Consider the following 22,766-nt stretch of genomic DNA (forward strand, 5'->3'; position numbering starts at 1 on the left):
ACCCCTTAAATAGTGGCGCGCTTCGCCGGGCGACCCAGGCGGCGTTCGAGATAACGGCTGAGCCAGCTCAGCAATGAACAGATGACGAAATAGACCAGCAACACCAGGCCATAGACGCTGAACGCCGGGCTGACACCGGTCATGACCGTGGCGCGTTCGATGATGATCTGGCCGACCTTGAGGAATTCGCCGACACCCACCAGCGCGCCGAGGGATGTGGCCTGCACCAGCATGGTCAGCAACCCGGTGTAGGCCGGCAGAATCGCGCGCATCGACTGTGGCGCGATGACGTACAGGTAGATTTGCCAGGACCGCAACCCGAGGGCCCAGGCGCTTTTCCATTGATGACGGGCCACTGACTCCAGGCCGCCACGGACGATCTCGATGCCGTTGGCACTGCCCCACAGGGTCAGGCCGGTGGTCACCGCAGCGAACGGGCTCAGGTCCAGGCCGAGCATCGGTGCGCCGAAGAAGATAAAGAACACGTTGACGATCAGCGGGATCGAGCGGAACAGCTCGACATAGCCATGGATGGTCCAGAACAGCAGGCGGTTCTTCACGGTCGCCAGCACACCAAACACCGTGGAAATCAGCGTGGTGAACAACAACACCACCAGCGCCAGGCGCAGGGTCATCCACAGACCCTTGGAGACGAAGCCCCAGTTTTCGATGAGAAAATTCATGTCAGCCTCACTGCCGGAACGGCCGTTGCAGATGAGCTGAAAGACGCCCGGTCAACAACGCCAGGATCGCCACCAGGGTCAGGTACATGACGCAGATCGCACTGAACATCTCGATGGCGCGAAAATCCGTGGCGATACGATCCACCGCGACAAAGGTCAGCTCGGCAAGGCCGATGGCCTGCAAGTAGGACGAATTCTTCAGCAGGGAAATCGCCGTGTTCAGCACAGCTGGCAAGCTGGTACGAAAGGCAATCGGCAAGGCCACCAGACAGAAGTAATGACTTGGCTTCAAGCTCAGGGCCATGCTCGCTTCGCGCATGCCATGCTCGACCGTTGCCAGTCCGCCACGCATGTTTTCAATCTGGTAGGCCCCTGCCCACAGCGACAGGCACAGCACCCCGGACCAGAACAGCGACAATTCCAGACCGATGGCGGGCAGGCCGTAGAAAATGAAGAACAACTGCACCAGGATCGGCGTGTTGCGGATCAACTCGACGTACAGCTCCACCAGCTGCTTGACCACTGGCACATTCATCACTCGGGCCGCGCCGCCCAGCACGCCGATGAGCAACGAGAAGGTGATCGCCAACAGCGACACCCGCAGCGTCATCAGCACACCATCGAGCAGCGCGGGCCACTGCGCCCAGAGGTAGTTGAAATCGAAGTCCATGGAAGACGACCGTCAGAGGGCTTCAGCAGGTTTGGCCTGCTCGAAGACACTCAGGTAGTAGCTCTGGATATTCGCCGGCACGTACTGCTGCACCCAACCGCGAAACAGCTTTTCTTCATGCATGCGCGCCACGGCCGCACTCAGGTAGTCGCGCCATTGCTCGTCATTCTTGCGCACGCCGATGGCCGCATCGGAAATCAGGAACGGCTCGTTGAGCAGGCGCGCGTCCTTGTCGTTGTCGGCGACCACCACAAGGGTTGCGGCGTCATGGGTGTAGGCGTCGGCGCGACCCTGGCGGAAGGTCTGCAAGGCATCGGCGGCGCTGTTCATGCGCAGGGTGGTGACGTCAGGCATATGGTCCTCGAACCACTTGGCCTGCACCGAGCCCTTGAGAGTGGCCAGGGTTTTGCCCTTGAGGTCGGCGATTTTCTTGATCGGGCTGTCTTTCTTTACCACCACATCACTGGCGCCCCAGCGATAAGGCGTGGTGAAGTCGATGACCCGCTGACGCTCCGGCGTAACGCCCAGGGTGGCGATCAGGAAATCGACTTTTCGCCCTATCAGCTGCGGCACACGGTTCTCGGCGGTGACGCAGGTGAAAGTCACCTTGTCTTTCGAACCCAGGGCCCACAGGGCGATCTGTTTCGACATCTCCACTTCGACCCCGGCGAACTCACCGTTATTGTCCTGGAAACCGTAGGGCGGCTGGTCGCAACGCACACCGGCACGTAATTGCCCGGCTTCTTTTATCTCAGCGGGGACCGCGGGAAGCGCTGCCGCCTGCAACTGCGCCACAGCGGCCAGGGACAGACACGAAAACGCCAATGCGTTGCCAAGGATCTTGAAAGAAAACGACATGATGCCTCCTGGTTAACTATCAGCGCCGCGCGGCCCGAAGGCACTGCGCAACACAATGAATATCAAGGGCAGATCTGTAGAAGAGCAGTAGCAGCGTTAGAGAAGCATCGCGTCCGTCTCTGCGGTTACGTCGATGTCGAAAACAGTTATAAAGCCTCTGGCTCATGCCAACAAATGACAATACAGTAGTCATCCATACCAAATTGATATGGCCCATCATGAACTTCAAACAGGTCGAAGCTTTCCGTGCCGTGATGTTGAGCGGTTCAATGACGGCCGCAGCGGAATCCCTGCATACCTCTCAGCCTAATATCAGCCGGTTGATTGCGCAGTTGGAGCGCAGTAGCGGCTTCAAGTTATTCGAGCGGGTTGGCGGCCGCCTTCTGCCCACCGACGAGGGCGCGGCGTTGTTCGCCGATGTAGAGCGGGCGTTCATCGGCCTGCACAGCCTCGAGCAGTCTGCGCAGAACATCCGCCGTGGCGGCACCGGGCGCTTGCGCATCGCCGCCGTGCCTTCGCTGACCCACACTGTATTGCCCAGGGTGATCCAGCGCTTTCGCCAGCAGAATCCGGATGTGGCGATCTCGATCCATACCAATGACTCGCCGACGGTAGCGCACTGGGCCGCCTCGCAATTCTGCGATCTGGGGCTGGCGTCTTATGTGGCGGAGGGAATGCCGGGGGTGATCAGCCGGATGATGTGCGATGTGCCGGGTGTCTGCGTGTTTCCCCGAGGCCATCGCCTGAGCGCCCTGAGCGACGTCAGCCCGGAAGATCTCAAGGGCGAGGAGTTCATTTCCCTGTCGCAGAACGACGGCTCGCGAGCGCGGGTCGACCGTGCCTTTCCCAACGACAAGGCCTATCGCAAATTGAACCTGGAAACACCTCATGCCGCGACAGTCTGCTCACTGGTCGCACTGGGGTTGGGCGTCAGTATCGTCAGCCCCATGGTGGCCCAGGAACACTTGCATACCGGCATCGAGATTCGACCATTTCGCCCGCAGATTCGCTTCTCGACCTACCTCTTGTTGCCGGCCGATCGCCCGCTAAGCCTGCTGACCCAGCGCTTTGCTCAGTTGACTGAGGAGATGTTGACGGCGGCTGCCAAGAATTGGCAGTGATCCACAGGTTGAAATGAAATCTCGTAGGAGCTGCCGAAGGCTGCGAAAGCAGTGTTGAGTGGCTCGCAGCCTTCGGCAGCTCCTACGCATCGTGGCTGGGGGAATGATTTGTTGCGAGGAAGGTCGGATAGTTAACACGCACCGAGCGCGTTTTCTCAACAAGGAGTTCCAATGAACAAAAAATCCCTGATCGCAGCCCTGGCTCTGGCCGGTTGCATGAGCGCCGTCAGCGTAACCGCCCTCGCCCAGACTCCGACCGAACCCACCGTGCCGGAAGCCTCCAGCAGCACCACCCATGAATTGAAAGTAGGCGACCGTGCGCCGCAGAAATACCAGCGCCCAGGCGAAGCTATCAAGAACTGGAAAGCCAAAGGCCTGAAACAACCTGAGAAGGAAAGCCAGTGGGTGCGCCTGGACGCCCATTATGTGCTGTTGCAGATCACCAATGGGCAAATTCTGGAAATCGTTCCGGTCAAGAAATAATCCGCCCTGACCGTGTGACAATGACATTGTGGGAGCGGATTCATCCGCGAAGCGGCCGGTACATGCGCTATAAATTCATCGCTTGAAAATCCGCTTTCGCGACTGAATTCGCTCTCACAATTGGTTAGAGAAACATCCCTCCCGACGCTTCGATCCGCTGCCCGGTAATCCAGCGTCCGCCCTCGCCCAGCAGGATGCTCACCGCCGCGCCGATATCATCCGGCAGACCGGCACGCCCCAAGGCCGTGATCCCGGCAATGTGCTGATTGATATTGGCATCGTCACGGGTGTGACCACCGCCGAAATCGGTCTCGATGGCGCCAGGTGCCAGGCTGTTGACGTTGATTTTGCGTGGTCCCAGTTCCTTGGCCAGATAGCGGGTCCATACTTCGACAGCACCCTTCATTGAGGCGTACGCCGAATAGCCCGGCAGGCTGAAACGTGCAAGGCCCGTAGAGATATTGATGATGCTGCCACCGTCCTTGAGCAGAGGCAGAAGCTTCTGCGTCAGGAAGTACGGACCTTTGAAGTGGATATTCATCAACTGATCGAATTGCTCTTCGGTGGTCTCAGTGACGCTGCCGTACAGGCCGACCCCGGCATTGTTGATCAGGAAATCAAAGCGGGCAGCACCCGACAGCGCAATCAGCGCGTCGCCTACCCGATCGGTAAAACCGGCAAACGCCTGGTTGTCGCCGACATCCAGTTGCAGCATATGGGCCTTGGCACCCAGGGCTTCAACCTCGGCCTTGACGCTCAGCGCGTCAGTCTGTTTGCTCTGGTAGGTGCCGACGATATCCACGCCCTGGGCCGCCAGGTGCAGGGCGATGCTCTTGCCCAGGCCGCGGCTGGCGCCGGTAATCAATGCAATTTTGCGAGTCATGAGTTTTTCCTCGTGGGGTAGGCAGTTGTCGAGGAAAAGTCTATTGTCCGGCAGCGGCAGGATAAACCCGCACAAACCGAAATGAATGGTCGATTAAACCGAACAATCCATGCAATGAACAAGCTCGAACTGCTGCGCTCCTTCGTTCGTGTCACCGAGTTGTCCAGTTTCAGTCTGGCCAGCGAAGCCCTGGGCCTGCCACGTTCAACGGTGTCGGGACATATCCAGAGCCTGGAAAGCCTGCTCGGTACCCGCCTGTTGCAACGCACCACGCGCAAGGTCCAGGCCACCCCCGATGGCCAGGTGCTGTATGAACGCAGCAAGGATATGCTGGCGCAGATGGATGAACTTGAAGGCCTGTTTCGTCAGGATGATGCCGTACTCAGCGGTCGCCTGCGCGTGGATATGCCAACGGCCGTAGCGCGTAATATCGTCATGCCGCGCCTGGGCGAGTTTCTCACCCGGCATCCGCAGATAGACCTGGAAATCAGCAGCACCGACCGCCGCGTTGACCTGATCCGCGAGGGCTTCGATTGCGTGCTGCGGGTCGGCGAACTGCCGGATACCTCTCTGGTGGCCCGCAGTCTGGGTGAATTGCCCATGGTCAACTGCGTCAGTGGTACCTATGCCGCACAGTGGGGCGTGCCCAAGACCCTGGACGACTTGCAACATCACCGGCTGATTCACTACGTACTGGCCTTTGGCTCAGGCACAGCGGCCTTTGAATATGACCTCGATGGCCGCACCCGGACGGTTGCCATGCCCTGCAGCGTGACGGTAAACAATGTCGAAGCGTATCAGGCCGCTTGTCTGGGCCATCTGGGAATCGTCCAGGCACCGCTGATGGGCGTGCGCAGATTGCTCGCCGAGGGCACCCTGATCGAAGTCCTGCCGCAGTTTCGTCCGGCGCCGATGCGCGTTTCCCTGCTCTACCCTCATCGCCGCTATCTGCCGGAACGCTGCCGGGTGTTCATGGACTGGCTCCAGGCCCTGCTCGAAGCGCACAATCAGCCGTTATGAATCCGACGCAAGAAACGGAATAACCATGGAATTGCATATCGTCATCACCGGCCGCAAGGACCTGGCGAATCAGCTGTACGAACAACTGCGCGACGCCATTCATTCCGGGCGCCTGGCCGCCGGTACGCAGCTGCCGCCGAGTCGCCTGCTGGCCATGCAACTGAACCTGTCGCGCAAGACCGTCTCCGACACCTATAGCCGCCTGACCTACGAAGGCTTTCTGCTGGGCAAGGTCGGCAGCGGCACCTTTGTCAACGCCCTGAGCAAGCCCGCAACCAAGCGCCAGGCCATGGGGGACCTGAACAGCTCGGCGATCCTGGAAAAATGGCAGAACCTGTCCATGCCCCTGCGCCATCCGCTGCGCCGGGATGTGCTGCGCTGGGACTTTATCGGCGGCGCCACCACCCGCAGCCAGTTTCCCCATGACGACTGGCGCCGTTGCACCCATTACGCCCTGCGGCAGATGACCCAGAGCCGGGGTTTCTACAGCCAGCCCGAGGGCGTGGCCGAACTGCGTACTGCCATCGCCGGGCATGCCGCCTTCGCCCGAGGGGTCAAGTGCACGGCCGATGACGTACTGGTGTGCAACGGCGCGCAACAGGCCCTGGACCTGATTGCCCGGGTCCTGATCGAACCCGGCTGCACCGTGGCCATGGAGGACCCCGGCTACAGTCCGGCGCGCCTGCTGTTCGACGCCCTCGGCGCGAAGATCAGCAACGTGCCGGTGGACGACGAAGGGATTCAGGTCGAGCACATTGCCAATGATGCGCGCTTCATCTACGTCACGCCTTCGCACCAGATGCCACTGGGCATGCCCATGAGCCTGGCGCGGCGCCAGGCCCTGCTGGACAAGGCCCGGCAGGTCGGCGCAATCATCATCGAAGACGACTACGACAGCGAATTCCGCTACGAAGGCCGCCCCACCGACTCGCTGCAGGGCCTGGACCAACATGGGGTGGTCGCCTATGTCGGCACCTTCTCCAAGACCCTGCTGCCGGAGCTGCGCCTGGGCTATGTCATCCTGCCGGAAGCAATTTTCAGCGCCGTGGTCCACGCCAAGCAATTGACCGACTGGCACACCAGCATCCTGCCGCAATGGGCCATGGCCAAGTTCATCAACGAAGGCTCGCTGAACAAACATATTCGTCGTTGTCACGGTGTCTATGCCGGGCGCCGCGAGCGGATTCTGGCCCGGGTCAACGGCGACCTCGCCCCCTGGTTCAACGCCGTACCATCCACGGCGGGCTTCCATGTCGCGCTATTGAGCAAGACCGCCGTGGATATGGAGCAACTGGTCAAGCGTGCCCGGGAGGCCGAGCTTGGGTTGTATTCCCTGGCGGGTTTCTATCAGGACGCAAAAGTTCGCCCCGGCCTCATCATGGGCTTCGGCGCCATCGAAACCCTGGATATCGACCCGGCGCTGGATCGCCTGCGTGAAATACTCGAAGCAATGGGCTAATCTCGACTCCTGCGATTACCACTCCGTGCGTTCAAACACAACTCGATTCAATGATTTGAAATGCGATTTTGTAGGAGCCGGCTTGCTGGCGATGGCATAGGATCATTCTCCGACGCTATCGCAAGCGCTTCGCACTCGATCATCACCAAGGCGGCTCCTGCGCTCAGCAATCCGGCGCCTTCAAGTCCAATGTATGCTGAACGACAACCGCCTCGAGAACTTCTACGGATCAATACGGCATGAACAGTGTGGCCCCGCAACACCCCTGCGACGCCCCATATTTCTGGCGCGATAACGCCCTGCCGTTTATCGAGGCCCGCTCCATCGAGGACGGTCGCAAGGTCTGCTACAGCCGCCACTCCCACGAGTTCTTTTCCATCGGCGCCATTACCCACGGCCACAGCACCTACCTGCACGAAAAAAGCCGGCAACGGATCGATACCGGTACTGTGGTGCTGATGAACCCTGGCGATGTGCATGCCTGCAATCCCACCGACGATCAGCCATGGTCCTATATGATGTTCTACATCGATACTCAGTGGCTCACCGCCCTGCAACACGATGCAGGCCTTGATCGCAATAACGGCTTCACACCCCTGGCCGCCACCCATAGCCAGGATACGGGGCTGTTTCGCAGGCTTGATCATCTGTTCGCTACCCTTGCCGACCCGCAGGCCGACACCCTGCACAAACACACTACGGCCATCGGCTTTTTCACCGACATGCAACACAGACTTGGAGGCACGACTCAACGTCCGGGCAAGCTGCCATCACGCATTGAGCGCGCGGCCGAATACATCGACGACAACTTCCGCCAGCCGATCAAGCTCGAGGACATCTGCGCCGCAGCCAGCCTGTCACCCTCCTACCTTATTCGCAGCTTCGAGGCGCGCTACCACATGACGCCCCATGCCTACCTGACCAACCGCCGCATCCAGCACGCCCGCGAACAACTGCGTCAGGGCCGCCTGATCGCCGATATCGCCCTGGAAACCGGCTTTGCCGACCAGGCGCACTTCCAGCGGGTGTTCAAGAAGCATCTGGCGGCGACGCCTGGGCAATATCGGCCGTAGTCTTGCGCTGCGCGCTACAAAGCGAACAACGAAGCCGAACACCCCACCAGCAGCACCGCCATGACCCGGTTAAACAGGCGCATGCCCTTGGGGTTATCGAGATACTGGCGCAGGAAAGTGCCAACGTAGGCCCAGCTTGCCAATGACAGGGAACATACGACGAAGTAGATCGCCGCGAACTGCCAGATCAACACGGCATCACCATCAGCGACAAACAGCGCCATGCCCGCCACTGCAGCCAGCCAAGCCTTGGGGTTCAACCACTGTATGACTGCGCCCTGCAACATCGAAGGTCGCTGGCTGGCTTCGCTGATCGTCAGCTGACCATCATCCCTGGCCAGTTTCCAGGCCATGTACAACAGAAACGCAGCGCCTCCCCACTGGATGACCTGGACCATGAATGGCAGACGCAACAGCACCTCATGCACACCAAAACCGGCCAGCACCAACAGCACAATGAAACCCAGAGTCGCGCCCATGACGTGGCGCATGCTTGGCCAGAAGCCGTAGCGGGCACCGGCACTCAGACCGACAATATTCACCGGCCCCGGTGTGATGGATGCGGCCAGCGCAAAGGCCGCCATCGAGATAAATACGTTCATGAATCACCTTGCCCCTTGGTCGGAAATGACCAGCCCAAGGTAAAAGCCCGGCTCACGGACGTATTGAAGGAAATCACCCAATGCTGTGCCGAGAGCGAGCTCAGGCACCATGACAGGGCATGGCATAACGCCATTTAACCTGAAAAACCAGCGCAATCCCCACAGAATCGGCGCTGGCAACGTTATTGCATCAGCCTGTTCATCAATTTCAAGGCTACACGGACAACGGCGTCCGCTCCCCCTCCCCAGTGCCTCGTGCACTGAGGCGTATGGAGCGTACGCCGTTTTTGTTTGTGCACGAAAAATGGAGTCCGTATGTCAGCTCAACAAAACCTCGCAGGGGCCTCGCCTGTTCGCGTAGAACGCCCTGCACGTCGCTCGGCTCACCCTGCATGCCGCTCATGGGCCAGTCTTGCGCTGCAACCAGGGATCTGTCTGTTCGACAGGCTCGACGGCGGCGCCTGGCTGCCGTTGGCCATCGCTCTGCTGGCCTGCGGACTGGGGACCAGCGGTTATCTGTCAGGTATGGCTGCGACCTTGGCGGTACTGTTCTATTTCGCTGCGGCCTGGCAGCAGCGCGACGGTTATCGGCGCAGCCTGCAAGCCTTCTGGAATACGGAGATGGCCCGCCAACTCAACAACGCCACACCCGCCGACAATGCCGCGCTGCTGGTGGCGGGCAGCCTGCAACTACGCCAGGGCGAGCGCCTGCGCAGTGAAGTGCAGTTCGCCTGCCGAGCCTTCGAGCAGATGACCTTGCAGGCTCGGGATCAAGGCGAAGAACAGAGCCAGCGCCTGGCCATGATCGCCACTGCCAGCGAGCAGATCGACCAGACCCTGCACAGCATCGATGCTCTGGCTCAGGACGCCCTCGCCGCCTTTGCCGAAGCCAATCGGCAAAGCGACGTCGGTTGCCGGCAAGCCCGTGAAGTAGGCGCCAGCATGGTCGGCATCCAACACAGTCTGGGCAGTACCGCACAGGCCGTGGAGGCCTTGCTGCAACGCACCGCGGATGTGGAAAAAACCGTCGAAAGTATTCGCACGCTGGCCCGGCAGACTCAGTTGCTGGCCCTGAATGCCTCCATTGAAGCCGCCCGCGCGGGTGAGCATGGCCGCGGCTTTGCCGTGGTCGCCGACGAAGTGCGCAACCTCGCCCAGGCTACGGACCAGGCCACCCAGGACATCACCGCCACCGCGGGCGCCATCGCCCAGGCCGTGCGGCAACTGGATCAGGATGTCGAAGAACACCGCAGCCTGCTGCAAGTCGGCAGCCAGCAAAGCGAGACGCTGGCGGCCGATCTCGATCAACTGGCGCAAAACAGTCAGCTCAACCTGCAACAGATGAGCGCCATGCAACAAGCCTTCGGCGAACACCGCCAGGCCAATCACGCCCTCAGCGAGCAGTTGCAGCAGGTCAACACGGCAATTCAGGAGCAGAGCAACCAGACCCGCGCGCTGCATGACCTGACAGGCTACCTCAACCAACTGACCCGGAGCCGTCCATGATGCCTGTCACTGATCGCGAGTTGCGTGTGGCCCTTTTGCTCGGCCTTGATCTGCTGCAAGGAGTGCAGCAGCATCGCGGTCTCGGCGGCCAGACCAACAGCGAAGCACGCCAGCGTTGCCAGGCCCTGGGCAATCATGTCGACCGACTCTGGCAGCAATGGCCCGAAGCCTCGCAACGCCAGGACTGGCAGGCCCTGCGAGCCAGACCGGACAGCTTCAACGGTCACTGCCGCCTGCTGCAAGCGCTGCTCGGCACGCTGCAAGAGCTGGAACTGCGCCGCTGCGCCCTGACCCTGCAAGCGCCGCAACTGGCCGAACGCTGCTGGGCGCTGGAGGACCTGGGTCTGCTGCGCGGCTTGTCGGTGCGCGCCGCCGCCCATGAACACTGCCCGCTGGATATGCTGATCCAGCTGCAATATCTGCATGAACGCCTGGCGCAGAATGCCCCGCGCGCCCTTGCCGATGCCTTGCAGCGATTGCAGCGGGATCTGCTCAAGGCCACGCCGATCCGCATCAGTGCCAGGGAATGCTATGGCCTGCTGACGCCGTTGATCGACGAGCGCCTGGATGGCATTCGTGCCGATCTCACATAGCAGTTGCTTTTTTTTCTCGGCAGTAGGCAAATAATGGCATTGCTGTCATTTTTTATGAGTCCACTCCTATGCCTAAACGTTTTGCGATTGCCTTTGTCGGGATGCTCTCCACAGCCGCCATGGCCTGTCCGGCGCCGGATCCGGTCAAGACCGCCAGCTGGATCTTCAGTAATCACTACACTTTTTACGTCAGTGGCAAAGGCAGTGCCGACTACCTGTCCAGCAGCCTGCTGGCCTTGCTCAAGAGCGACTGGAAGTGTCAGGAGGCCGGCGATATCTGCGCCATCGACGCCGACCCGTGGCTGAACGCCCAAGACGGCACAGCGGCAAAGCCGAAGTTCGACGTGGTTTCCAGCTCCGACAAGCAAGCCGTCGTGGAAATGAAATACAGCTTCGTCATGGAAGGCTCGACGCAACCGGCGCAGAACAAGACCTCACGCCTGTTGCTGACCAAGAACAGCAGCCAGTGCTGGGTACTGGACAACCTGACCGGGCCGGAAGGGGTGTCGTTGGCCGATACACTCAAGGATTATCCGTACGACGGTGATTGAACGCTCTACGAGCGACACACTGTTATTTGAATTGATCTGCTGTTTGTGCGGGCAAGTTCTGCGGCAGCGAATTCATTCGCGAAAGGGTCAGTATAATCGATGCGTTTCTGTCGACTGGAACACCGCCTTCGCGAATGAATTCGCTGCCACAAATAACCCTCCACAACCGCCCCTACAGAGTTCGCTTGCCCAGCCCGCCGTTATCACATGTCAATCATTTGAGCTGATTGGCAAACCGCCCCACCGCCCCGACCACCTGCTTGGCGCCATCCTGGATTTCCACGATCACATCACCGGCCTGACTGGCCAGGGCAAGCCCCTGTTCGGCCTGCTCGCGGCTGCTGGCCATGCCGCGTACCGCTTCGTCGGCCAGTTTCTGGTTCTGCTGCACGACCGTGACAATTTCCTCGGTAGCCGCACTGGTGCGTCCCGCCAGTTGCCGTACCTCATCGGCCACCACGGCAAAGCCGCGCCCCTGCTCCCCCGCCCTGGCCGCTTCGATGGCGGCGTTGAGAGCCAGCAGGTTGGTTTGCTGGGCGATGCCGCCGATGGTCTGGACGATAGAGCTGATCAGCAGCGACTGCTTGCCCAATGCACTGATGCCATCGGACGCCGAGCGCATTTCTTCAGAAATACGCTGCATGGTCTGCACCGTGTCCTGCACCACCATGGCACCGCGCTGGGCGCTGACGTCGGTCTGCTGGGAGATATCGAAAGCAATATTCGCCGCTTCGTTGACTTCCTCCTCGCGGCTGACCTGGTCAGTCACGACCGTGGCGAACTTGACGACTTTATATAGCTGGCCCTTGGTGTCATACACCGGGTTGTAGGTGGCCTCAAGCCAGATCGTCCGCCCGTTGCTGTCGACTCGTTTGAAACGGTCGGAGACGAAATCGCCGCGATTGAGCGTGGCCCAGAAGTCCTTGTAGGCCTGGGACGCCACGTAGTGGGGGTCGCAGAATATGCTGTGGTGTTTGCCCTTGATCTGCGCCAGGTTGTAGCCCACTGCGCGCAGGAACTGATCATTGGCCGTGATGATGGTGCCTGACAGATCAAACTCGATCACTGCGGTGGAGCGCAGTAGCGCCTTGATAAAGCTTTCGTTCTCGGTGGCCAGTTCCACGGCTTCGGTGATGTCATGGGCAAAGCACTGCGCATACAGCAGATGGCCTTGCTCATCCACGATCGGCTGCCACATCGCCCGCAACCAGGCCAGACCACCGTCGGCCCGGATGAAGCGATAACGATCACTGACGTGCTCGCCGCGGCTTATCGCATTGCGCAGGTTGTTATAACAGGACATCTGCTTGACATACCCGGGTACAAGGTCATCAAGGGGCTTGCCTTGCAGTTGCGCGGCGGTATAACCCAGGACCTTGAGGAACTGATCGTTGACAGAGGTCACGCGGTAGTCGGGGTCGATGGTCATGGAAAGCATTTCGCCCTCCATCCCTGAATGCAATTGCCGAAGCATGAAAAGTTCTGAGCCCTGAGTCTGTAATTCCTTTTTCAAACGGCTATTGAACATGACTACACCCTATGTTTTTGAATTCCCTGATTTCGGCTATCGGCTCGGCTGCCCACGATTTGAATACCTTTGGTCAGTTACCGATAGCCTGATGAATAGATTAGGTCACGGCGGATAATTCGCAGGGGGCGCCGTCATAAAAGACGACTAGGCTCGATAGCGAGGTTTTCATTGAGGCGCACCGCCATGGCAAGCATCAAGCAAATCAGCCCCTGCACCGGTTGGAACTACGTCCACAAGGACTGTGACAGCGGAAAATTATCCATTCACCCCGTGGCTGCATGGGCGCTGCTGGAAAGTGGCGAGGTCATCGGCATGATCTCCATCGACGAAAAACAGGTCGGCCGCCCCGCCCGCCTGAGCCAGCCACCGGCGGGCGGCGGCTATTACGTACCTTCAGAGTCCTGAACGGGCTGTCCCCAAACGAACAATGCCGCGAATCATCGCGGCATCGTCGTTTATCAGGGGTATTACACCTCGTCTTACACCTTCCGCTGCGGCGCCTTGTGCACCATGGTGTAGGCGTAATCCACGCCCATGCCATAAGCGCCACTGTGTTCACGCACCAGGGCCATGACGTCGTTGTAGGTTTCCTTGTGCGCCCAGTCGCGCTGGAATTCGAGCAGGACCTGCTGCCAGGTTACAGGCACTGCGCCAGCCTGAATCATGCGCTGCACGGACATGTCGTGGGCTTCCTGAGTGGTGCCGCCCGAGGCGTCGGTGACGATATACACCTCGTAGCCTTCGGCCAGGGCTTCCAGGGCCGGGAAGTTAAGGCAGACCTCGGTCCACAGCGCCGCCATGATCAGCTTCTTGCGCCCGGTGGCCTTGACCGCCTCTACCAGCTTCTTGTCTTCCCAGGAGTTCATCGAGGTACGTTCGATGGGCTGATGATCCGGGAATACGCTCAGCAGTTCCGGCCAGATATAGCCACTGAAGCTTTCGGTTTCCACCGACGTCAGGATGGTCGGCACGTTGAAGATCTTCGCCGACTTGGCCAGGGCCACGGTGTTGTTCTTCAGGGTCTGACGATCAATGGACTGCACGCCGAAGGACATCTGTGGCTGGTGGTCGATCAGGATCAGAGCGGAGTTGGTCGGGTTCAGCAGTTCGCGGATAGACATGTGGAGTTCCTTTTGACAGTCGGTCTTGAGTTCAATCATGGGTTGGCTTGCTGCAGCGCTTGCTGTGCTTGCCGGCTTGGAAACAACTTTAGGCCCTCGCCATACTCGAAACAATTCCATAGAATCGGGAATCATTGATTCCAAAAAAGGGACAGTCATGGATCGCATTGATTGCATGCGCGCCTTCGTTGCCACCGTAGGCGCCAATGGCTTTGCCGCAGCGGCACGGGCCATGGGCATGCCCCGCTCAAAAGTGAGCAAGCAGATCCAGGCGCTGGAAGAGGCCATCGGCGTACAACTACTGCAGCGCACCACCCGCAGCCTGCATCTGACGGAAGCCGGTGCGGAGTACTACGAAGCTGCCAGGGAGGTGATTGCCTCGGTCGATGAAGCCGAACAGCGTGCCCGCAACGGCGTCGGTGAATTGCGCGGGGTGCTGCGGGTCAACGCGCCGATGTCTTTCGGCCTGCGCCGTCTGGGAAGGCTGATTCCGCTGTTTCATCAGCAGCATCCGAATATCGAGCTGCAACTGGTGCTCAGCGACCAGCAAGTGGATCCGGTACGTGGCGGCTTTGACGTGACCATCCGCATCGCCAGCATGCCCGACTCGTCGCTGATCGCACGCCTGCTGGCCCCGGCGCCACGGATCATGGTGGCCTCTGCGGCCTATCTGGAGCGCGCCGGTGTACCACAGTCACCCGGCGACCTTGCCCATCATCAGTGCCTGAACTACGGCTACCTGCAAAGCGGCGTCAGTCTGCAACTGAGCAACGGCAAGGAAACCCAGCGCGTTCACGTAAACGGCCCGCTGCATGCCAATAACGGTGATCTGCTGGCCCAGGCGGCAGAGGGCGGCATGGGCATTGCGCTGCTGCCGGACTTCATCGTCGAAGACGCCCTGGCAGCCGGGCGCCTGGTACCGGTACTGTGCGAGTGGCAGGCGCCGCCGATTACCATCAATGCGGTTTATCCATCGGCACGCCGGGTCCCACAAAAAACCCGGGCCTTCATTGAATTTCTGGTTCAATCGCTGTCTACGTCGTAGGGGATCAGGACACTGGTGGGACCGGTTTTAGCCGGGAAGAGGCAGGTATGAACGATACATTTCTATCGCCTGCCAGATTGCCTTCCCGGCTAAAACCGGTCCCGTAAAAAAGCCCACATTATGTCGGTACTCATCCCCCCCGCCTCATCATCTGCCCTGGTAAAGGAATCCCTATGCGCCGCGTTGTAGCCCTGGCCCTGTTCTGCCTGCCCGCCCTCGCCTTCGCCGATTGCGAAGCGCAAATGCCCAAATGGGCCAAGACCCTGCACCCGACCCTGACTTTCGATGCCGAGCACTCGATGTGCAAGGTGTCCCCGGCAGACGACAGCCGGACCCTGGCGGCGCTGGCTTTTGTCGAGGAAGGTGATGCCGACGGCGACGCTACCTACGGCCTGGAAGTGCTCAGCGCCGACGCCGCGACCGGCGCTATAAAGAGCCATGTCTACCAGAGCGGTGCCATCAACTCCGATGCGATCCAGTTCCGCAGCCTGAGCCTGGACACCGCCCGCTATCAACTGGCGCCCGGTATTCGCGCGTTTGGCGTGCGCATGGACTATACCGGCTCGTCCCGGGTCAATCCGTATGAGGCCACCGCCCTGAACCTGTACGTTGAAGAAGGCCAGAAAATCCGCAAGGTCCTGAATAACCTGAAGATCAACGAAAGCAACGGCGAATGGGACGGCAATTGCGAAGGCGACTTCTCCGCCAGCCACCGCACCCTGTCCATCGGCAAGAACGCCAGCAAAGGATTCGCCACACTCATGCTGGACAGCAAGACCGTCACCTCCCATAACGTGCCCAAAGGCGACGACTGCAATGAGGCGGAGGACAAGCCAGAGCTGAAAAAAACCGAACTCAGTTATAACGGCAAGCAGTACGACGTGCCTGAAGAGTTGAATTTCCAATGATGCTCGGCAAACCCCGTTTGACCCTGCTCGCGCTGCTCCTGGCTTGCGCCAGTTGTGCTGCACTCGCCGATGATGATGCCGACGCGGATGTCACGGCCAGGCCGATCAAGGCGATGAGCTTCAATGTCGCGCCGGGAACCAGGGCCAGCGTCAAACAGACCGATCTGAACAGCCTGATTGTCAGCATCGACAAGGGCGCTCCCCAGACCCTGGTCGTGCCATTCGACGATGTCGGCTCGCAGCCGCGCCTGCAAGTCGAGGACTTCAACTTCGATGGCCGCAAGGACCTGGCCTGGGTAATGCCCGTTGGCATGGTCAATGAAACCACGCAGATATTCCTCTACGACCCGGCCAGCAAACAGTTTGCGCCGCTGCAACTGCCCACCGACGACAGCAAGCCCCAGGGCAACTGCGACGCCATGTCGGCCGTCACCGTGGACACCAAACAGAAAACGTTGAGCAGCGCCTGCCGTACCGGGCCGATCTGGTTCACTGACACCTACCGCTTTGCGCCAACGGGGCAGGTCTACCTGTATCAGCGCCAGGAAACCCTGCCAATGCAGATCGCCACCGAAGACCCGGACGGCGCCCCGGCGTGGGAGATCAGCAGCTTCGACGCCGACGGTAAGCGCCTTGAAAAACACCTCACCGCCTATGGCGGCGGCAAGGCCACGCTGAAAGTGCCGATCGACCGCCTGGCCCTGCATGACACGCCCGACACGGCCCCGTCGAAACGCTATCTGATCAAGGATGACCGGCTGGAACTTACCGGCATAAGCGACGACCAACAGTGGCTGAAAGTGCTGTACCGCAACGCGAAAAAAGGCGTGATCGAAGGCTGGATTTCGGTGGCCGACCTGAACCCCGAAGACGCAGCCGGCGAGCAATGATACGGCCATTGGCCAGTAACCCGCTGATTTGACAAGGCCAGCGCATTTCCCTAGATTTGCGCCCCTCCTGAATATGGCCTCTGCCGCGTTGCCCACCTCATTCAGTTCAACCAGTTCAGTCAAAGTTTTAGTGGATTAATAATGCAAAACGCACCGACCGAAAACACCGTTAATCCTGCCTCGTCGAAAACCGAATACGAAAACGCCATGCACTTGTCCCAGCATGTCGCGCCGGCCAAGACCATTGCCGAAATGGTCCTGGACGCCTTCCAGACTTCCCGGGAAAGCGACCAGATCCGCGATCTGCGCGCCGCCATCCGTGCCGCCAACGACGAACACGACGATGACAAGGCCTACGAACTGATGGGCCAGCTCAAGCAACTCAAGGATGTCGAAGCCGCCAACAGCGCTGCCCTTGAAGACCTGAGCAAGCGCTACCCGATTCAATCGATCCTGGCCAGCTTCAAGGACGATCCGGCGTTCCAGGAGCTGATCTATGGCCTGGCCCTGAAAGTGCTCAACCACACCCATCAGGCGATCAAGGAGCCGACAGGCGGCAAGAGCAAAGCGTCACGCCCGAAGAAGGAAAACGAAGTGTTCACCCTGACCAAGGGCGAAGAAGTGATCACCGTGACCCTCAAGTCGGCGCGAGCCAAGCCTCTGGCTGACCGCAGCGTCTTCGAATTCCTCGGTTTCAGCTTCGTCGGCGAAGACGATCAGGCCGAACTGCAAACCCCGACCTTTACCGACAACACCGGCGCCGAGCACCCGGCTACCCTGAAAAACATCATCACGGCGATTCAGCAGCAGACGGCGTTTGAAGGGTACGGCGCGATTCAGCAGTAAGTTCGCGCCCATTTATCTGGAAGCGAATTCTGTGGGAGCGAATTCATTCGCGAAGAGGCCCGATACAGGCACTGCATTTCTATTGCCTGGAATACCGTCTTCGCGGATAAATCCCACAGTAGCGCGTGCATATCATCGAATCTGTGGGAGCGGATTCATCCGCGAAGGGGCCAATACATCCAACACATTGGCGGCGTCCGGAATAAAGCTTTCGCGAATGAATTCGCTCCCACAGTAGCGCGTGCATATCGTCGGATCTGTGGGAGCGGATTCATCCGCGAAGGGGCTGCTCTGGCTTTACAGCAAACATAGAATCTCCCACAGGGTTCTCAACTCCTCCCCCGTTCCAGGGAGACTAAAAATCACACGTCGCTTAGCGATTCCACCCCCACCTCATCCCACAATTCCTCGGCCAGGTGAAACGATGCATTGGCCGCCGGAATGCCGCAGTAGATCGCACTCTGCATCAGCACTTCCTTGATCTCGTCTCGCGTCACGCCGTTGTTCTTGGCCGCCTTCAGATGCAGGCGCAGTTCGCCTTCGCGGTTCATGCCGATCAGCATGGCGATGGTGATCAGGCTGCGTGTGTGACGCGGCAGGCCGGGACGAGTCCAGATGTCGCCCCAGGCATGACGGGTAATCATTTCCTGAAATTCTTCGTTGAACGGCGTGAGCTTCTTCAGGCTGTTATCGACATGGGTATTACCCAGGACCGCCCGGCGTACCTGCATGCCAGCGGCGTAGCGTTCGTCTTCGTTCATGCGGCATTCCCCTGTAAACGTTCATGTTCGGCCACGGCGCGCGCGACCCACTCGCGGGCCTGGCCAAGGTAATGGGCCGGATCCAGCAAGCGATCCAGTTCCTCTGGCAAGAGCTGTGCGCTGACCTCGGCGTTATCCCCCAGGACGTCACGCAGATGCGCGCCCTGCTCCACCGCACGGCGGCAGCATTGTTCGACCAGATGATGGGCCGCATCCCGGCCGATCAGGCGGGCCAGGGCGATGCTCACGGCTTCGGCCAGCAGCAGGCCCCGGGTGGCCTCCAGATTGTCGCGCATGCGTCGGGCATCGACTTGCAACTCGGGCAACACCTGCAAGGCCTGATACAACGAACCGGACACCAGGCAGCACAACTCCGGCAAGGTTTCCCACTCGGCATGCCACAGGCCCAGGCTGCGCTCGTGCTCCTGGGGCATGGCCGCTAACAGGGTGGCGACCAGCCCGGGCGCCCGGGTCGCGGCGCCGATCATCACCGCCGCGCCCACCGGATTGCGCTTGTGCGGCATGGTTGAGGAACCGCCCTTGCCCGGTGCAGAAGGCTCGAATACCTCGCCCACTTCGGTCTGCATCAACAGGCTGATATCCCGGCCAACCTTGCCCAGGCTGCCGGCGAGCATGCCCAGCAGGCTGGCAAATTCCACCAGGCGGTCGCGCTGGGTATGCCAGGGCTGCTCAGGCAAATTCAGCCCCAGTGTCTCGGCCAGCGCCTGGGCCACTGGCAGCGCCTGTTCACCCAGCGCCGCGAGACTGCCCGACGCGCCACCGAATTGCAGGCTCAGCAGCCGCGGCTTGAGTTCCTGCAAGCGTTGACGATGGCGAGTCAGTGCACCCAGCCAACCGGCGATTTTCATGCCCAATGTGACCGGGGTCGCCTGTTGCAGCCAGGTGCGCCCGGCCAGGGGTGTATCGGCGTAGCGCAGGGCCTGGCTGGCCATGCTATTGGCCAGTTGTTCGAGATCCCGCTCGATCAGCACGATGGCCTGGCGCAATTGCAGGACCAGTCCGCTGTCCATGACATCCTGACTGGTCGCGCCCATATGCACATAACGCTCGGCCTCCGGACTGCGCGCCGCGACCTCTTGGCCGAGGGCCTTGACCAGTGGAATCGCCGAGTTTCCCGCACTGCCGATGGCGACGCCGAGGGCTGCAAAATCGAACAGCTCAGCCCGACAGGCTGCGGCGATATCAGCCACTACGGATTCGGGAATAGCACCTGCCCGCGCCTCGGCACGGGCCAGGGCCGCCTCGAAGTCCAGCATGGCCTGCACCCGCCCGGCATCGCAGAACACCTCGCGCATGCTGGCCTGGGTGAAATAGCTGTCGAACAGTTGATTGCTTGGTCGGTTCATTGAGGTGCTCTTGTTGAACGACACATAACAGTCTGAATAAGCTCGTTTTGTCGAGTCGTACTCTGTGGGAGCGAATTCATTCGCGAAGAGGCCAGTACATCCGACGCATTTGTATCGTCTGTCATACCGCTTTCGCGAATGAATCCGCCCCCACAATTCACGACTACAGGTCCGCCCATCAGAAATCGAAGAAAACGGTCTCGGCCGCACCCTGCATATGGATATCGAACCGGTAGGCCAATTGCCCATCGACCTCGCAACGCCGCGCCACCAGGGTTTCCCGACGAGCCGGTTGTTCGATCAGGTTGAGTACCGGGTCGACCCCATTGGCCTGGGCCTGATCGTCGAAATAAAGGCGGGTCTGCAGATGAATATTGATACCCCGGGCAAACAACGACACGTTGATATGAGCGGCGGCGTTGTTGATCGGCCCGGGTTTGATGGTCTTCAGGGTCCACAGGCCATCGTCGCCAGTGGCGGTGCGACCGAAGCCGTTGAAGGGCTTGTCAGGGTCATAAGCCGGGTCATACACGCCATTGTGATCAGCCTGCCAGAACTCAAGGAAAGCATCGCGAATCAGGTGACCATTGCCGTCGTAGACATTGCCCAGCAGCAGGATATGTTCACCGGGAGCTCCGGGTTTGGCCATTTCGTTCCAGATTTCCAGCTCCCGGGGCGGGTTGCCGGCGGTTTCCAGGGCCAGGCCGATATGCACATAAGGACCGGCCGTCTGCGACGGGGTTTCCATCAAGAGTTGTACGGGCATGGGGCAGTCCTCAGCGGTTTTCGAAGTGGGTCTGGCGCTGGCCGCGCAGCACGATGTCAAAGCGATAAGCCAGGCTGTCCATCGGGTTGGCCATGCTCATGTCGAGCCGGGCGATCAGGCTCTGCACGGCGTCCGGGTTGGCGATGGACTTGACGATCGGGCACAGCGGGATCAGCGGGTCGCCTTCGAAATACAGCTGGGTGATCAGCCGCGTGGCAATGGACGGGCCGCTGATGGACACATGGATATGCGCCGGGCGCCAGTCGTTGGGGCCGTTGCGCCAGGGGTACGGGCCGGGTTTGACGGTGCGGAAGCTGTAGTTGCCATCACGATCGGTCAGTGCCCGGCCGACACCGCCGAAATTCGGGTCCAGGGGCGCCAGGTAGGCGTCACGCTTGTGCCGGTAGCGACCACCGGCGTTGGCCTGCCACATCTCCACCAGAGTATGGGGAACCGGCTTGCCATACTGGTCGCAGACGCGCCCCACCAGAATGATCCGCTCACCCACCGGCAGGCCGCCATGATTGAAATTCAGCAGCAGGTCATTGTCATGCCGACCGAGTTTGAGATGGGAAAAATCCGGGCCGCTGCTTTCGCTAACCGATTGCGGAATGCTGACCAGGGCCTGGCGTGGCGAGCGCAGGATCGAGGTCTTATAGTCAGGCGTCAGGGCTTTGGGGTGCCAGTTGCGATCACGAATGACAAAGCGACTGTGGTCCGCTTCAGACATGATGTTCTCCGTTTTTATAATGTGGGGCGTAGCTGCGGTGGAGTCTCCCGCGCCGGCCAGCTGGCGAAAATTGAAATTAACAGCTCATTCCATAACCATATGGTTATGGGTTGACGGCTGTGGGACCGGCTTTAGCCGGAAAGAGGCCCGCAAGATCGCTCCATGTCTTCAACCCGTCACGACGCCTTCCCGGCTAAAGCCGGTCCCACATTGCCCGAGTTTCCAGCCCTACTGATACATCGCGCCTACCGCCCGTAACTCATCCACACACCACTGCGCCGCCCGTGACAGCGGCAGCGCCGGGTTGCTGCACAACCCCACCGAACCGCCCGGTTCACGAATCCCCAGCTGCAATTCCACCAGCAGGCCGGTGTGCAGCTCTTCCAGCACGGCGTCCAACGGCGCGATCCACACCGCGTCGCTGCACTGCACATAACGGCGACTAAGGCTCAGGGACAGGGTTTCCAGGCGCTGACGTGGCGGGTTGATACCGTACTGGACGAACAGGCTGTCGGCGAACTTGCGGATCGTGGTCCCGGCCAGTGGCAGGACCATGGGGTATTCCTCCAGGCTCTCGCGGCGCGGCGGAGCAGCCAGCAGCGGATGCCCGGCACGCACCACCAGAGTCATGGATTCGCTGTACAGATGCTCGAAGGCCAGGCCCTGGATCTGCGGGCTGTCAGTCATACGCCCCACCACCAGGTCCAGCTCACCAACGCGCAACTGCGACAGCAGATAGGCACTCGGCCCGGTCATGACGCTGACCACCAAGGCCGGATGTCGCTCATGCAGACGCTTGATCACCTCCGGCACTAACAGGCTTTCAGCCGTGGACAGCACCCCCAGCCGAGCGGTGACCGGATCGTGCTCACCGGACCGCAAACTGCTGACCCCTTCACGCAACGACTGCACACTCGGCCCGGCAAAACGCAGAAACGCCACGCCGGCCTCGGTCAGTGCCGCGCCCTGCTTGCTACGGGTGAACAGGCTGGTTTCCAGCAGGCTTTCCAGCTCCTTGAGCGCCTTGGACAAGGCCGGCTGACTGATCGCCAGCTTATCCGCCGCCCGGGACAGACTGCCCTGGCGCGCCACTTCGAGGAAACACACCAGATGGCGGAATTTGATGCGGGTATCGATATTCAAGGGCGCCTCACGCACGAGCTGTGTGGCGAGATTATAGAGGCGCAAAACGTACAACAAGCCGGGTGGGGGGGGGGAGTTGTTTAGGGGGACCCCCCGGGGTTGGGGGGGGGATTTAGAGAGAGAGCGGGACGGGGGGGAAAAAAAACGGGGGGTTTT

The 22,766-nt window shown here is 60.3% G+C and carries 24 protein-coding genes and 2 pseudogenes; 13 read left to right on the forward strand and 13 right to left on the reverse strand.

The window, feature by feature from the left end:
• Positions 1-5 precede the first annotated feature (5 nt).
• Genes ACCD02_RS18465 through ACCD02_RS18475 form a run of 3 tightly spaced genes read right to left on the reverse strand, consistent with a single transcriptional unit; the run spans position 6 to position 2,211 of the window.
• Entirely contained in the window at positions 6-683 is a 678-nt protein-coding gene (locus ACCD02_RS18465; protein WP_413304735.1) for an amino acid ABC transporter permease, read from the reverse strand.
• Between the two features lie 7 nt (positions 684-690).
• Positions 691-1,353, reverse strand: a complete 663-nt coding sequence (locus ACCD02_RS18470) for an amino acid ABC transporter permease (RefSeq protein WP_413304738.1) — start codon at positions 1,351-1,353, stop codon at positions 691-693.
• Positions 1,354-1,365: 12 nt separating this feature from the next.
• Positions 1,366-2,211, reverse strand: coding sequence for a transporter substrate-binding domain-containing protein (locus ACCD02_RS18475; RefSeq protein ID WP_413304740.1), 846 nt, complete (start codon positions 2,209-2,211; stop codon positions 1,366-1,368).
• Between the two features lie 218 nt (positions 2,212-2,429).
• Between ACCD02_RS18475 and ACCD02_RS18480 the strand changes: the two genes are divergently transcribed.
• Together ACCD02_RS18480 and ACCD02_RS18485 are read left to right on the forward strand one after the other, a co-directional pair.
• The gene (locus tag ACCD02_RS18480) at positions 2,430-3,332 is read left to right on the forward strand and encodes a LysR substrate-binding domain-containing protein (RefSeq protein ID WP_413304742.1); all 903 of its coding nucleotides are present in this window, start codon (positions 2,430-2,432) and stop codon (positions 3,330-3,332) included.
• A 171-nt stretch (positions 3,333-3,503) separates the two neighbouring features.
• Entirely contained in the window at positions 3,504-3,815 is a 312-nt protein-coding gene (locus tag ACCD02_RS18485; RefSeq protein WP_413304745.1) for an RcnB family protein, read from the forward strand.
• Between the two features lie 124 nt (positions 3,816-3,939).
• Here the strand turns inward: ACCD02_RS18485 and ACCD02_RS18490 are convergent, their stop codons facing one another.
• Positions 3,940-4,698 (reverse strand): SDR family NAD(P)-dependent oxidoreductase, encoded by a 759-nt coding sequence (locus ACCD02_RS18490; RefSeq protein WP_413304747.1) that lies wholly within the window; start codon positions 4,696-4,698, stop codon positions 3,940-3,942.
• Positions 4,699-4,812: 114 nt separating this feature from the next.
• Here ACCD02_RS18490 and ACCD02_RS18495 point away from each other — a divergent pair, with 114 nt between their 5' ends.
• From ACCD02_RS18495 to ACCD02_RS18505, 3 genes are all read left to right on the forward strand, one after another.
• Positions 4,813-5,718: a LysR substrate-binding domain-containing protein gene (locus ACCD02_RS18495; RefSeq protein WP_413304750.1), complete on the forward strand. Its 906-nt coding sequence runs from the start codon at positions 4,813-4,815 to the stop codon at positions 5,716-5,718.
• Positions 5,719-5,743: 25 nt separating this feature from the next.
• Entirely contained in the window at positions 5,744-7,177 is a 1,434-nt protein-coding gene (locus ACCD02_RS18500; RefSeq protein WP_413304752.1) for a PLP-dependent aminotransferase family protein, read from the forward strand.
• Between the two features lie 239 nt (positions 7,178-7,416).
• The gene (locus tag ACCD02_RS18505) at positions 7,417-8,250 is read left to right on the forward strand and encodes an AraC family transcriptional regulator (protein WP_413304754.1); all 834 of its coding nucleotides are present in this window, start codon (positions 7,417-7,419) and stop codon (positions 8,248-8,250) included.
• Positions 8,251-8,264: 14 nt separating this feature from the next.
• Here the strand turns inward: ACCD02_RS18505 and ACCD02_RS18510 are convergent, their stop codons facing one another.
• Positions 8,265-8,852 (reverse strand): LysE family translocator, encoded by a 588-nt coding sequence (locus tag ACCD02_RS18510; RefSeq protein ID WP_413304757.1) that lies wholly within the window; start codon positions 8,850-8,852, stop codon positions 8,265-8,267.
• A gap of 1,029 nt (positions 8,853-9,881) precedes the next feature.
• On the opposite strand from ACCD02_RS18510, the pseudogene ACCD02_RS18515 reads away from it, so the two are divergent.
• The 3 genes and pseudogenes from ACCD02_RS18515 to ACCD02_RS18525 all read left to right on the forward strand — a co-directional run.
• Positions 9,882-10,358 (forward strand): annotated as a pseudogene (locus tag ACCD02_RS18515) (methyl-accepting chemotaxis protein); the annotation flags it as partial.
• The gene (locus ACCD02_RS18520) at positions 10,355-10,951 is read left to right on the forward strand and encodes a hypothetical protein (protein WP_413304760.1); all 597 of its coding nucleotides are present in this window, start codon (positions 10,355-10,357) and stop codon (positions 10,949-10,951) included. The pseudogene ACCD02_RS18515 and the gene ACCD02_RS18520, both read left to right, overlap by 4 nt.
• 68 nt (positions 10,952-11,019) lie before the next feature.
• A complete protein-coding gene (locus ACCD02_RS18525; protein ID WP_413304762.1) occupies positions 11,020-11,502 on the forward strand; it encodes a DUF3828 domain-containing protein in 483 nt (160 codons plus the stop codon).
• Positions 11,503-11,716: 214 nt separating this feature from the next.
• Here ACCD02_RS18525 and ACCD02_RS18530 read toward each other — a convergent pair whose 3' ends face one another.
• On the reverse strand, positions 11,717-12,172 hold the full coding sequence (locus ACCD02_RS18530; protein WP_409034000.1) for a methyl-accepting chemotaxis protein: 456 nt from the start codon (positions 12,170-12,172) through the stop codon (positions 11,717-11,719).
• An 81-nt stretch (positions 12,173-12,253) separates the two neighbouring features.
• Positions 12,254-13,030, reverse strand: a pseudogene (locus tag ACCD02_RS18535) (PAS domain-containing protein); the annotation flags it as partial.
• A gap of 186 nt (positions 13,031-13,216) precedes the next feature.
• On the opposite strand from ACCD02_RS18535, the gene ACCD02_RS18540 reads away from it, so the two are divergent.
• Positions 13,217-13,438: a hypothetical protein gene (locus tag ACCD02_RS18540; protein ID WP_259108764.1), complete on the forward strand. Its 222-nt coding sequence runs from the start codon at positions 13,217-13,219 to the stop codon at positions 13,436-13,438.
• Between the two features lie 74 nt (positions 13,439-13,512).
• Here ACCD02_RS18540 and ACCD02_RS18545 read toward each other — a convergent pair whose 3' ends face one another.
• Positions 13,513-14,154 carry a hydrolase gene (locus ACCD02_RS18545; RefSeq protein WP_259108766.1) on the reverse strand — a complete coding sequence of 214 codons (642 nt, stop codon included), beginning with the start codon at positions 14,152-14,154 and terminating at the stop codon, positions 13,513-13,515.
• Positions 14,155-14,311: 157 nt separating this feature from the next.
• Here ACCD02_RS18545 and ACCD02_RS18550 point away from each other — a divergent pair, with 157 nt between their 5' ends.
• The 4 genes from ACCD02_RS18550 (at position 14,312) to ACCD02_RS18565 (ending at position 17,843) form a co-directional block, all read left to right on the forward strand.
• Positions 14,312-15,199: a LysR substrate-binding domain-containing protein gene (locus ACCD02_RS18550; RefSeq protein WP_413304766.1), complete on the forward strand. Its 888-nt coding sequence runs from the start codon at positions 14,312-14,314 to the stop codon at positions 15,197-15,199.
• 173 nt (positions 15,200-15,372) lie between these two features.
• The gene (locus ACCD02_RS18555; protein ID WP_413304769.1) at positions 15,373-16,107 is read left to right on the forward strand and encodes a hypothetical protein; all 735 of its coding nucleotides are present in this window, start codon (positions 15,373-15,375) and stop codon (positions 16,105-16,107) included.
• Complete coding sequence (locus tag ACCD02_RS18560; protein ID WP_413304772.1) at positions 16,104-16,997, forward strand: XAC2610-related protein; 894 nt, start codon at positions 16,104-16,106, stop codon at positions 16,995-16,997. The genes ACCD02_RS18555 and ACCD02_RS18560 overlap by 4 nt, the downstream gene beginning before the upstream one ends.
• A gap of 141 nt (positions 16,998-17,138) precedes the next feature.
• Positions 17,139-17,843 carry a hypothetical protein gene (locus ACCD02_RS18565; protein WP_413304775.1) on the forward strand — a complete coding sequence of 235 codons (705 nt, stop codon included), beginning with the start codon at positions 17,139-17,141 and terminating at the stop codon, positions 17,841-17,843.
• 362 nt (positions 17,844-18,205) lie between these two features.
• Here the strand turns inward: ACCD02_RS18565 and pcaC are convergent, their stop codons facing one another.
• From pcaC to pcaQ, 5 genes are all read right to left on the reverse strand, one after another.
• On the reverse strand, positions 18,206-18,604 hold the full coding sequence (pcaC, locus tag ACCD02_RS18570; RefSeq protein ID WP_413304777.1) for a 4-carboxymuconolactone decarboxylase: 399 nt from the start codon (positions 18,602-18,604) through the stop codon (positions 18,206-18,208).
• Positions 18,601-19,971 (reverse strand): 3-carboxy-cis,cis-muconate cycloisomerase, encoded by a 1,371-nt coding sequence (locus ACCD02_RS18575; protein ID WP_413304780.1) that lies wholly within the window; start codon positions 19,969-19,971, stop codon positions 18,601-18,603. The genes pcaC and ACCD02_RS18575 overlap by 4 nt, the downstream gene beginning before the upstream one ends.
• A 178-nt stretch (positions 19,972-20,149) precedes the next feature.
• On the reverse strand, positions 20,150-20,737 hold the full coding sequence (gene pcaG, locus ACCD02_RS18580) for a protocatechuate 3,4-dioxygenase subunit alpha (protein ID WP_413304783.1): 588 nt from the start codon (positions 20,735-20,737) through the stop codon (positions 20,150-20,152).
• A gap of 10 nt (positions 20,738-20,747) precedes the next feature.
• Positions 20,748-21,467 (reverse strand): protocatechuate 3,4-dioxygenase subunit beta, encoded by a 720-nt coding sequence (gene pcaH / locus ACCD02_RS18585; RefSeq protein WP_413304785.1) that lies wholly within the window; start codon positions 21,465-21,467, stop codon positions 20,748-20,750.
• Between the two features lie 228 nt (positions 21,468-21,695).
• Entirely contained in the window at positions 21,696-22,610 is a 915-nt protein-coding gene (gene pcaQ, locus ACCD02_RS18590; RefSeq protein WP_413304788.1) for a pca operon transcription factor PcaQ, read from the reverse strand.
• Positions 22,611-22,766 lie beyond the last annotated feature (156 nt).

The organism is Pseudomonas sp. Pseusp88, assembly GCF_047303955.1.
Classification (GTDB): Bacteria; Pseudomonadota; Gammaproteobacteria; order Pseudomonadales; family Pseudomonadaceae; genus Aquipseudomonas.

Bases quoted from the DNA above. Each gene is read 5' to 3' on its own strand.
- ACCD02_RS18465 (WP_413304735.1), bottom strand. From the start codon at position 683: ATGAATTTTCTCATCGAAAACTGGGGCTTCGTCTCCAAGGGTCTGTGG.
- ACCD02_RS18470 (WP_413304738.1), bottom strand. From the start codon at position 1,353: ATGGACTTCGATTTCAACTACCTCTGGGCGCAGTGGCCCGCGCTGCTC.
- ACCD02_RS18475 (WP_413304740.1), bottom strand. From the start codon at position 2,211: ATGTCGTTTTCTTTCAAGATCCTTGGCAACGCATTGGCGTTTTCGTGT.
- ACCD02_RS18480 (WP_413304742.1), top strand. From the start codon at position 2,430: ATGAACTTCAAACAGGTCGAAGCTTTCCGTGCCGTGATGTTGAGCGGT.
- ACCD02_RS18485 (WP_413304745.1), top strand. From the start codon at position 3,504: ATGAACAAAAAATCCCTGATCGCAGCCCTGGCTCTGGCCGGTTGCATG.
- ACCD02_RS18490 (WP_413304747.1), bottom strand. From the start codon at position 4,698: ATGACTCGCAAAATTGCATTGATTACCGGCGCCAGCCGCGGCCTGGGC.
- ACCD02_RS18495 (WP_413304750.1), top strand. From the start codon at position 4,813: ATGAACAAGCTCGAACTGCTGCGCTCCTTCGTTCGTGTCACCGAGTTG.
- ACCD02_RS18500 (WP_413304752.1), top strand. From the start codon at position 5,744: ATGGAATTGCATATCGTCATCACCGGCCGCAAGGACCTGGCGAATCAG.
- ACCD02_RS18505 (WP_413304754.1), top strand. From the start codon at position 7,417: ATGAACAGTGTGGCCCCGCAACACCCCTGCGACGCCCCATATTTCTGG.
- ACCD02_RS18510 (WP_413304757.1), bottom strand. From the start codon at position 8,852: ATGAACGTATTTATCTCGATGGCGGCCTTTGCGCTGGCCGCATCCATC.
- ACCD02_RS18520 (WP_413304760.1), top strand. From the start codon at position 10,355: ATGATGCCTGTCACTGATCGCGAGTTGCGTGTGGCCCTTTTGCTCGGC.
- ACCD02_RS18525 (WP_413304762.1), top strand. From the start codon at position 11,020: ATGCCTAAACGTTTTGCGATTGCCTTTGTCGGGATGCTCTCCACAGCC.
- ACCD02_RS18530 (WP_409034000.1), bottom strand. From the start codon at position 12,172: ATGGTGGTGCAGGACACGGTGCAGACCATGCAGCGTATTTCTGAAGAA.
- ACCD02_RS18540 (WP_259108764.1), top strand. From the start codon at position 13,217: ATGGCAAGCATCAAGCAAATCAGCCCCTGCACCGGTTGGAACTACGTC.
- ACCD02_RS18545 (WP_259108766.1), bottom strand. From the start codon at position 14,154: ATGTCTATCCGCGAACTGCTGAACCCGACCAACTCCGCTCTGATCCTG.
- ACCD02_RS18550 (WP_413304766.1), top strand. From the start codon at position 14,312: ATGGATCGCATTGATTGCATGCGCGCCTTCGTTGCCACCGTAGGCGCC.
- ACCD02_RS18555 (WP_413304769.1), top strand. From the start codon at position 15,373: ATGCGCCGCGTTGTAGCCCTGGCCCTGTTCTGCCTGCCCGCCCTCGCC.
- ACCD02_RS18560 (WP_413304772.1), top strand. From the start codon at position 16,104: ATGATGCTCGGCAAACCCCGTTTGACCCTGCTCGCGCTGCTCCTGGCT.
- ACCD02_RS18565 (WP_413304775.1), top strand. From the start codon at position 17,139: ATGCAAAACGCACCGACCGAAAACACCGTTAATCCTGCCTCGTCGAAA.
- pcaC (WP_413304777.1), bottom strand. From the start codon at position 18,604: ATGAACGAAGACGAACGCTACGCCGCTGGCATGCAGGTACGCCGGGCG.
- ACCD02_RS18575 (WP_413304780.1), bottom strand. From the start codon at position 19,971: ATGAACCGACCAAGCAATCAACTGTTCGACAGCTATTTCACCCAGGCC.
- pcaG (WP_413304783.1), bottom strand. From the start codon at position 20,737: ATGCCCGTACAACTCTTGATGGAAACCCCGTCGCAGACGGCCGGTCCT.
- pcaH (WP_413304785.1), bottom strand. From the start codon at position 21,467: ATGTCTGAAGCGGACCACAGTCGCTTTGTCATTCGTGATCGCAACTGG.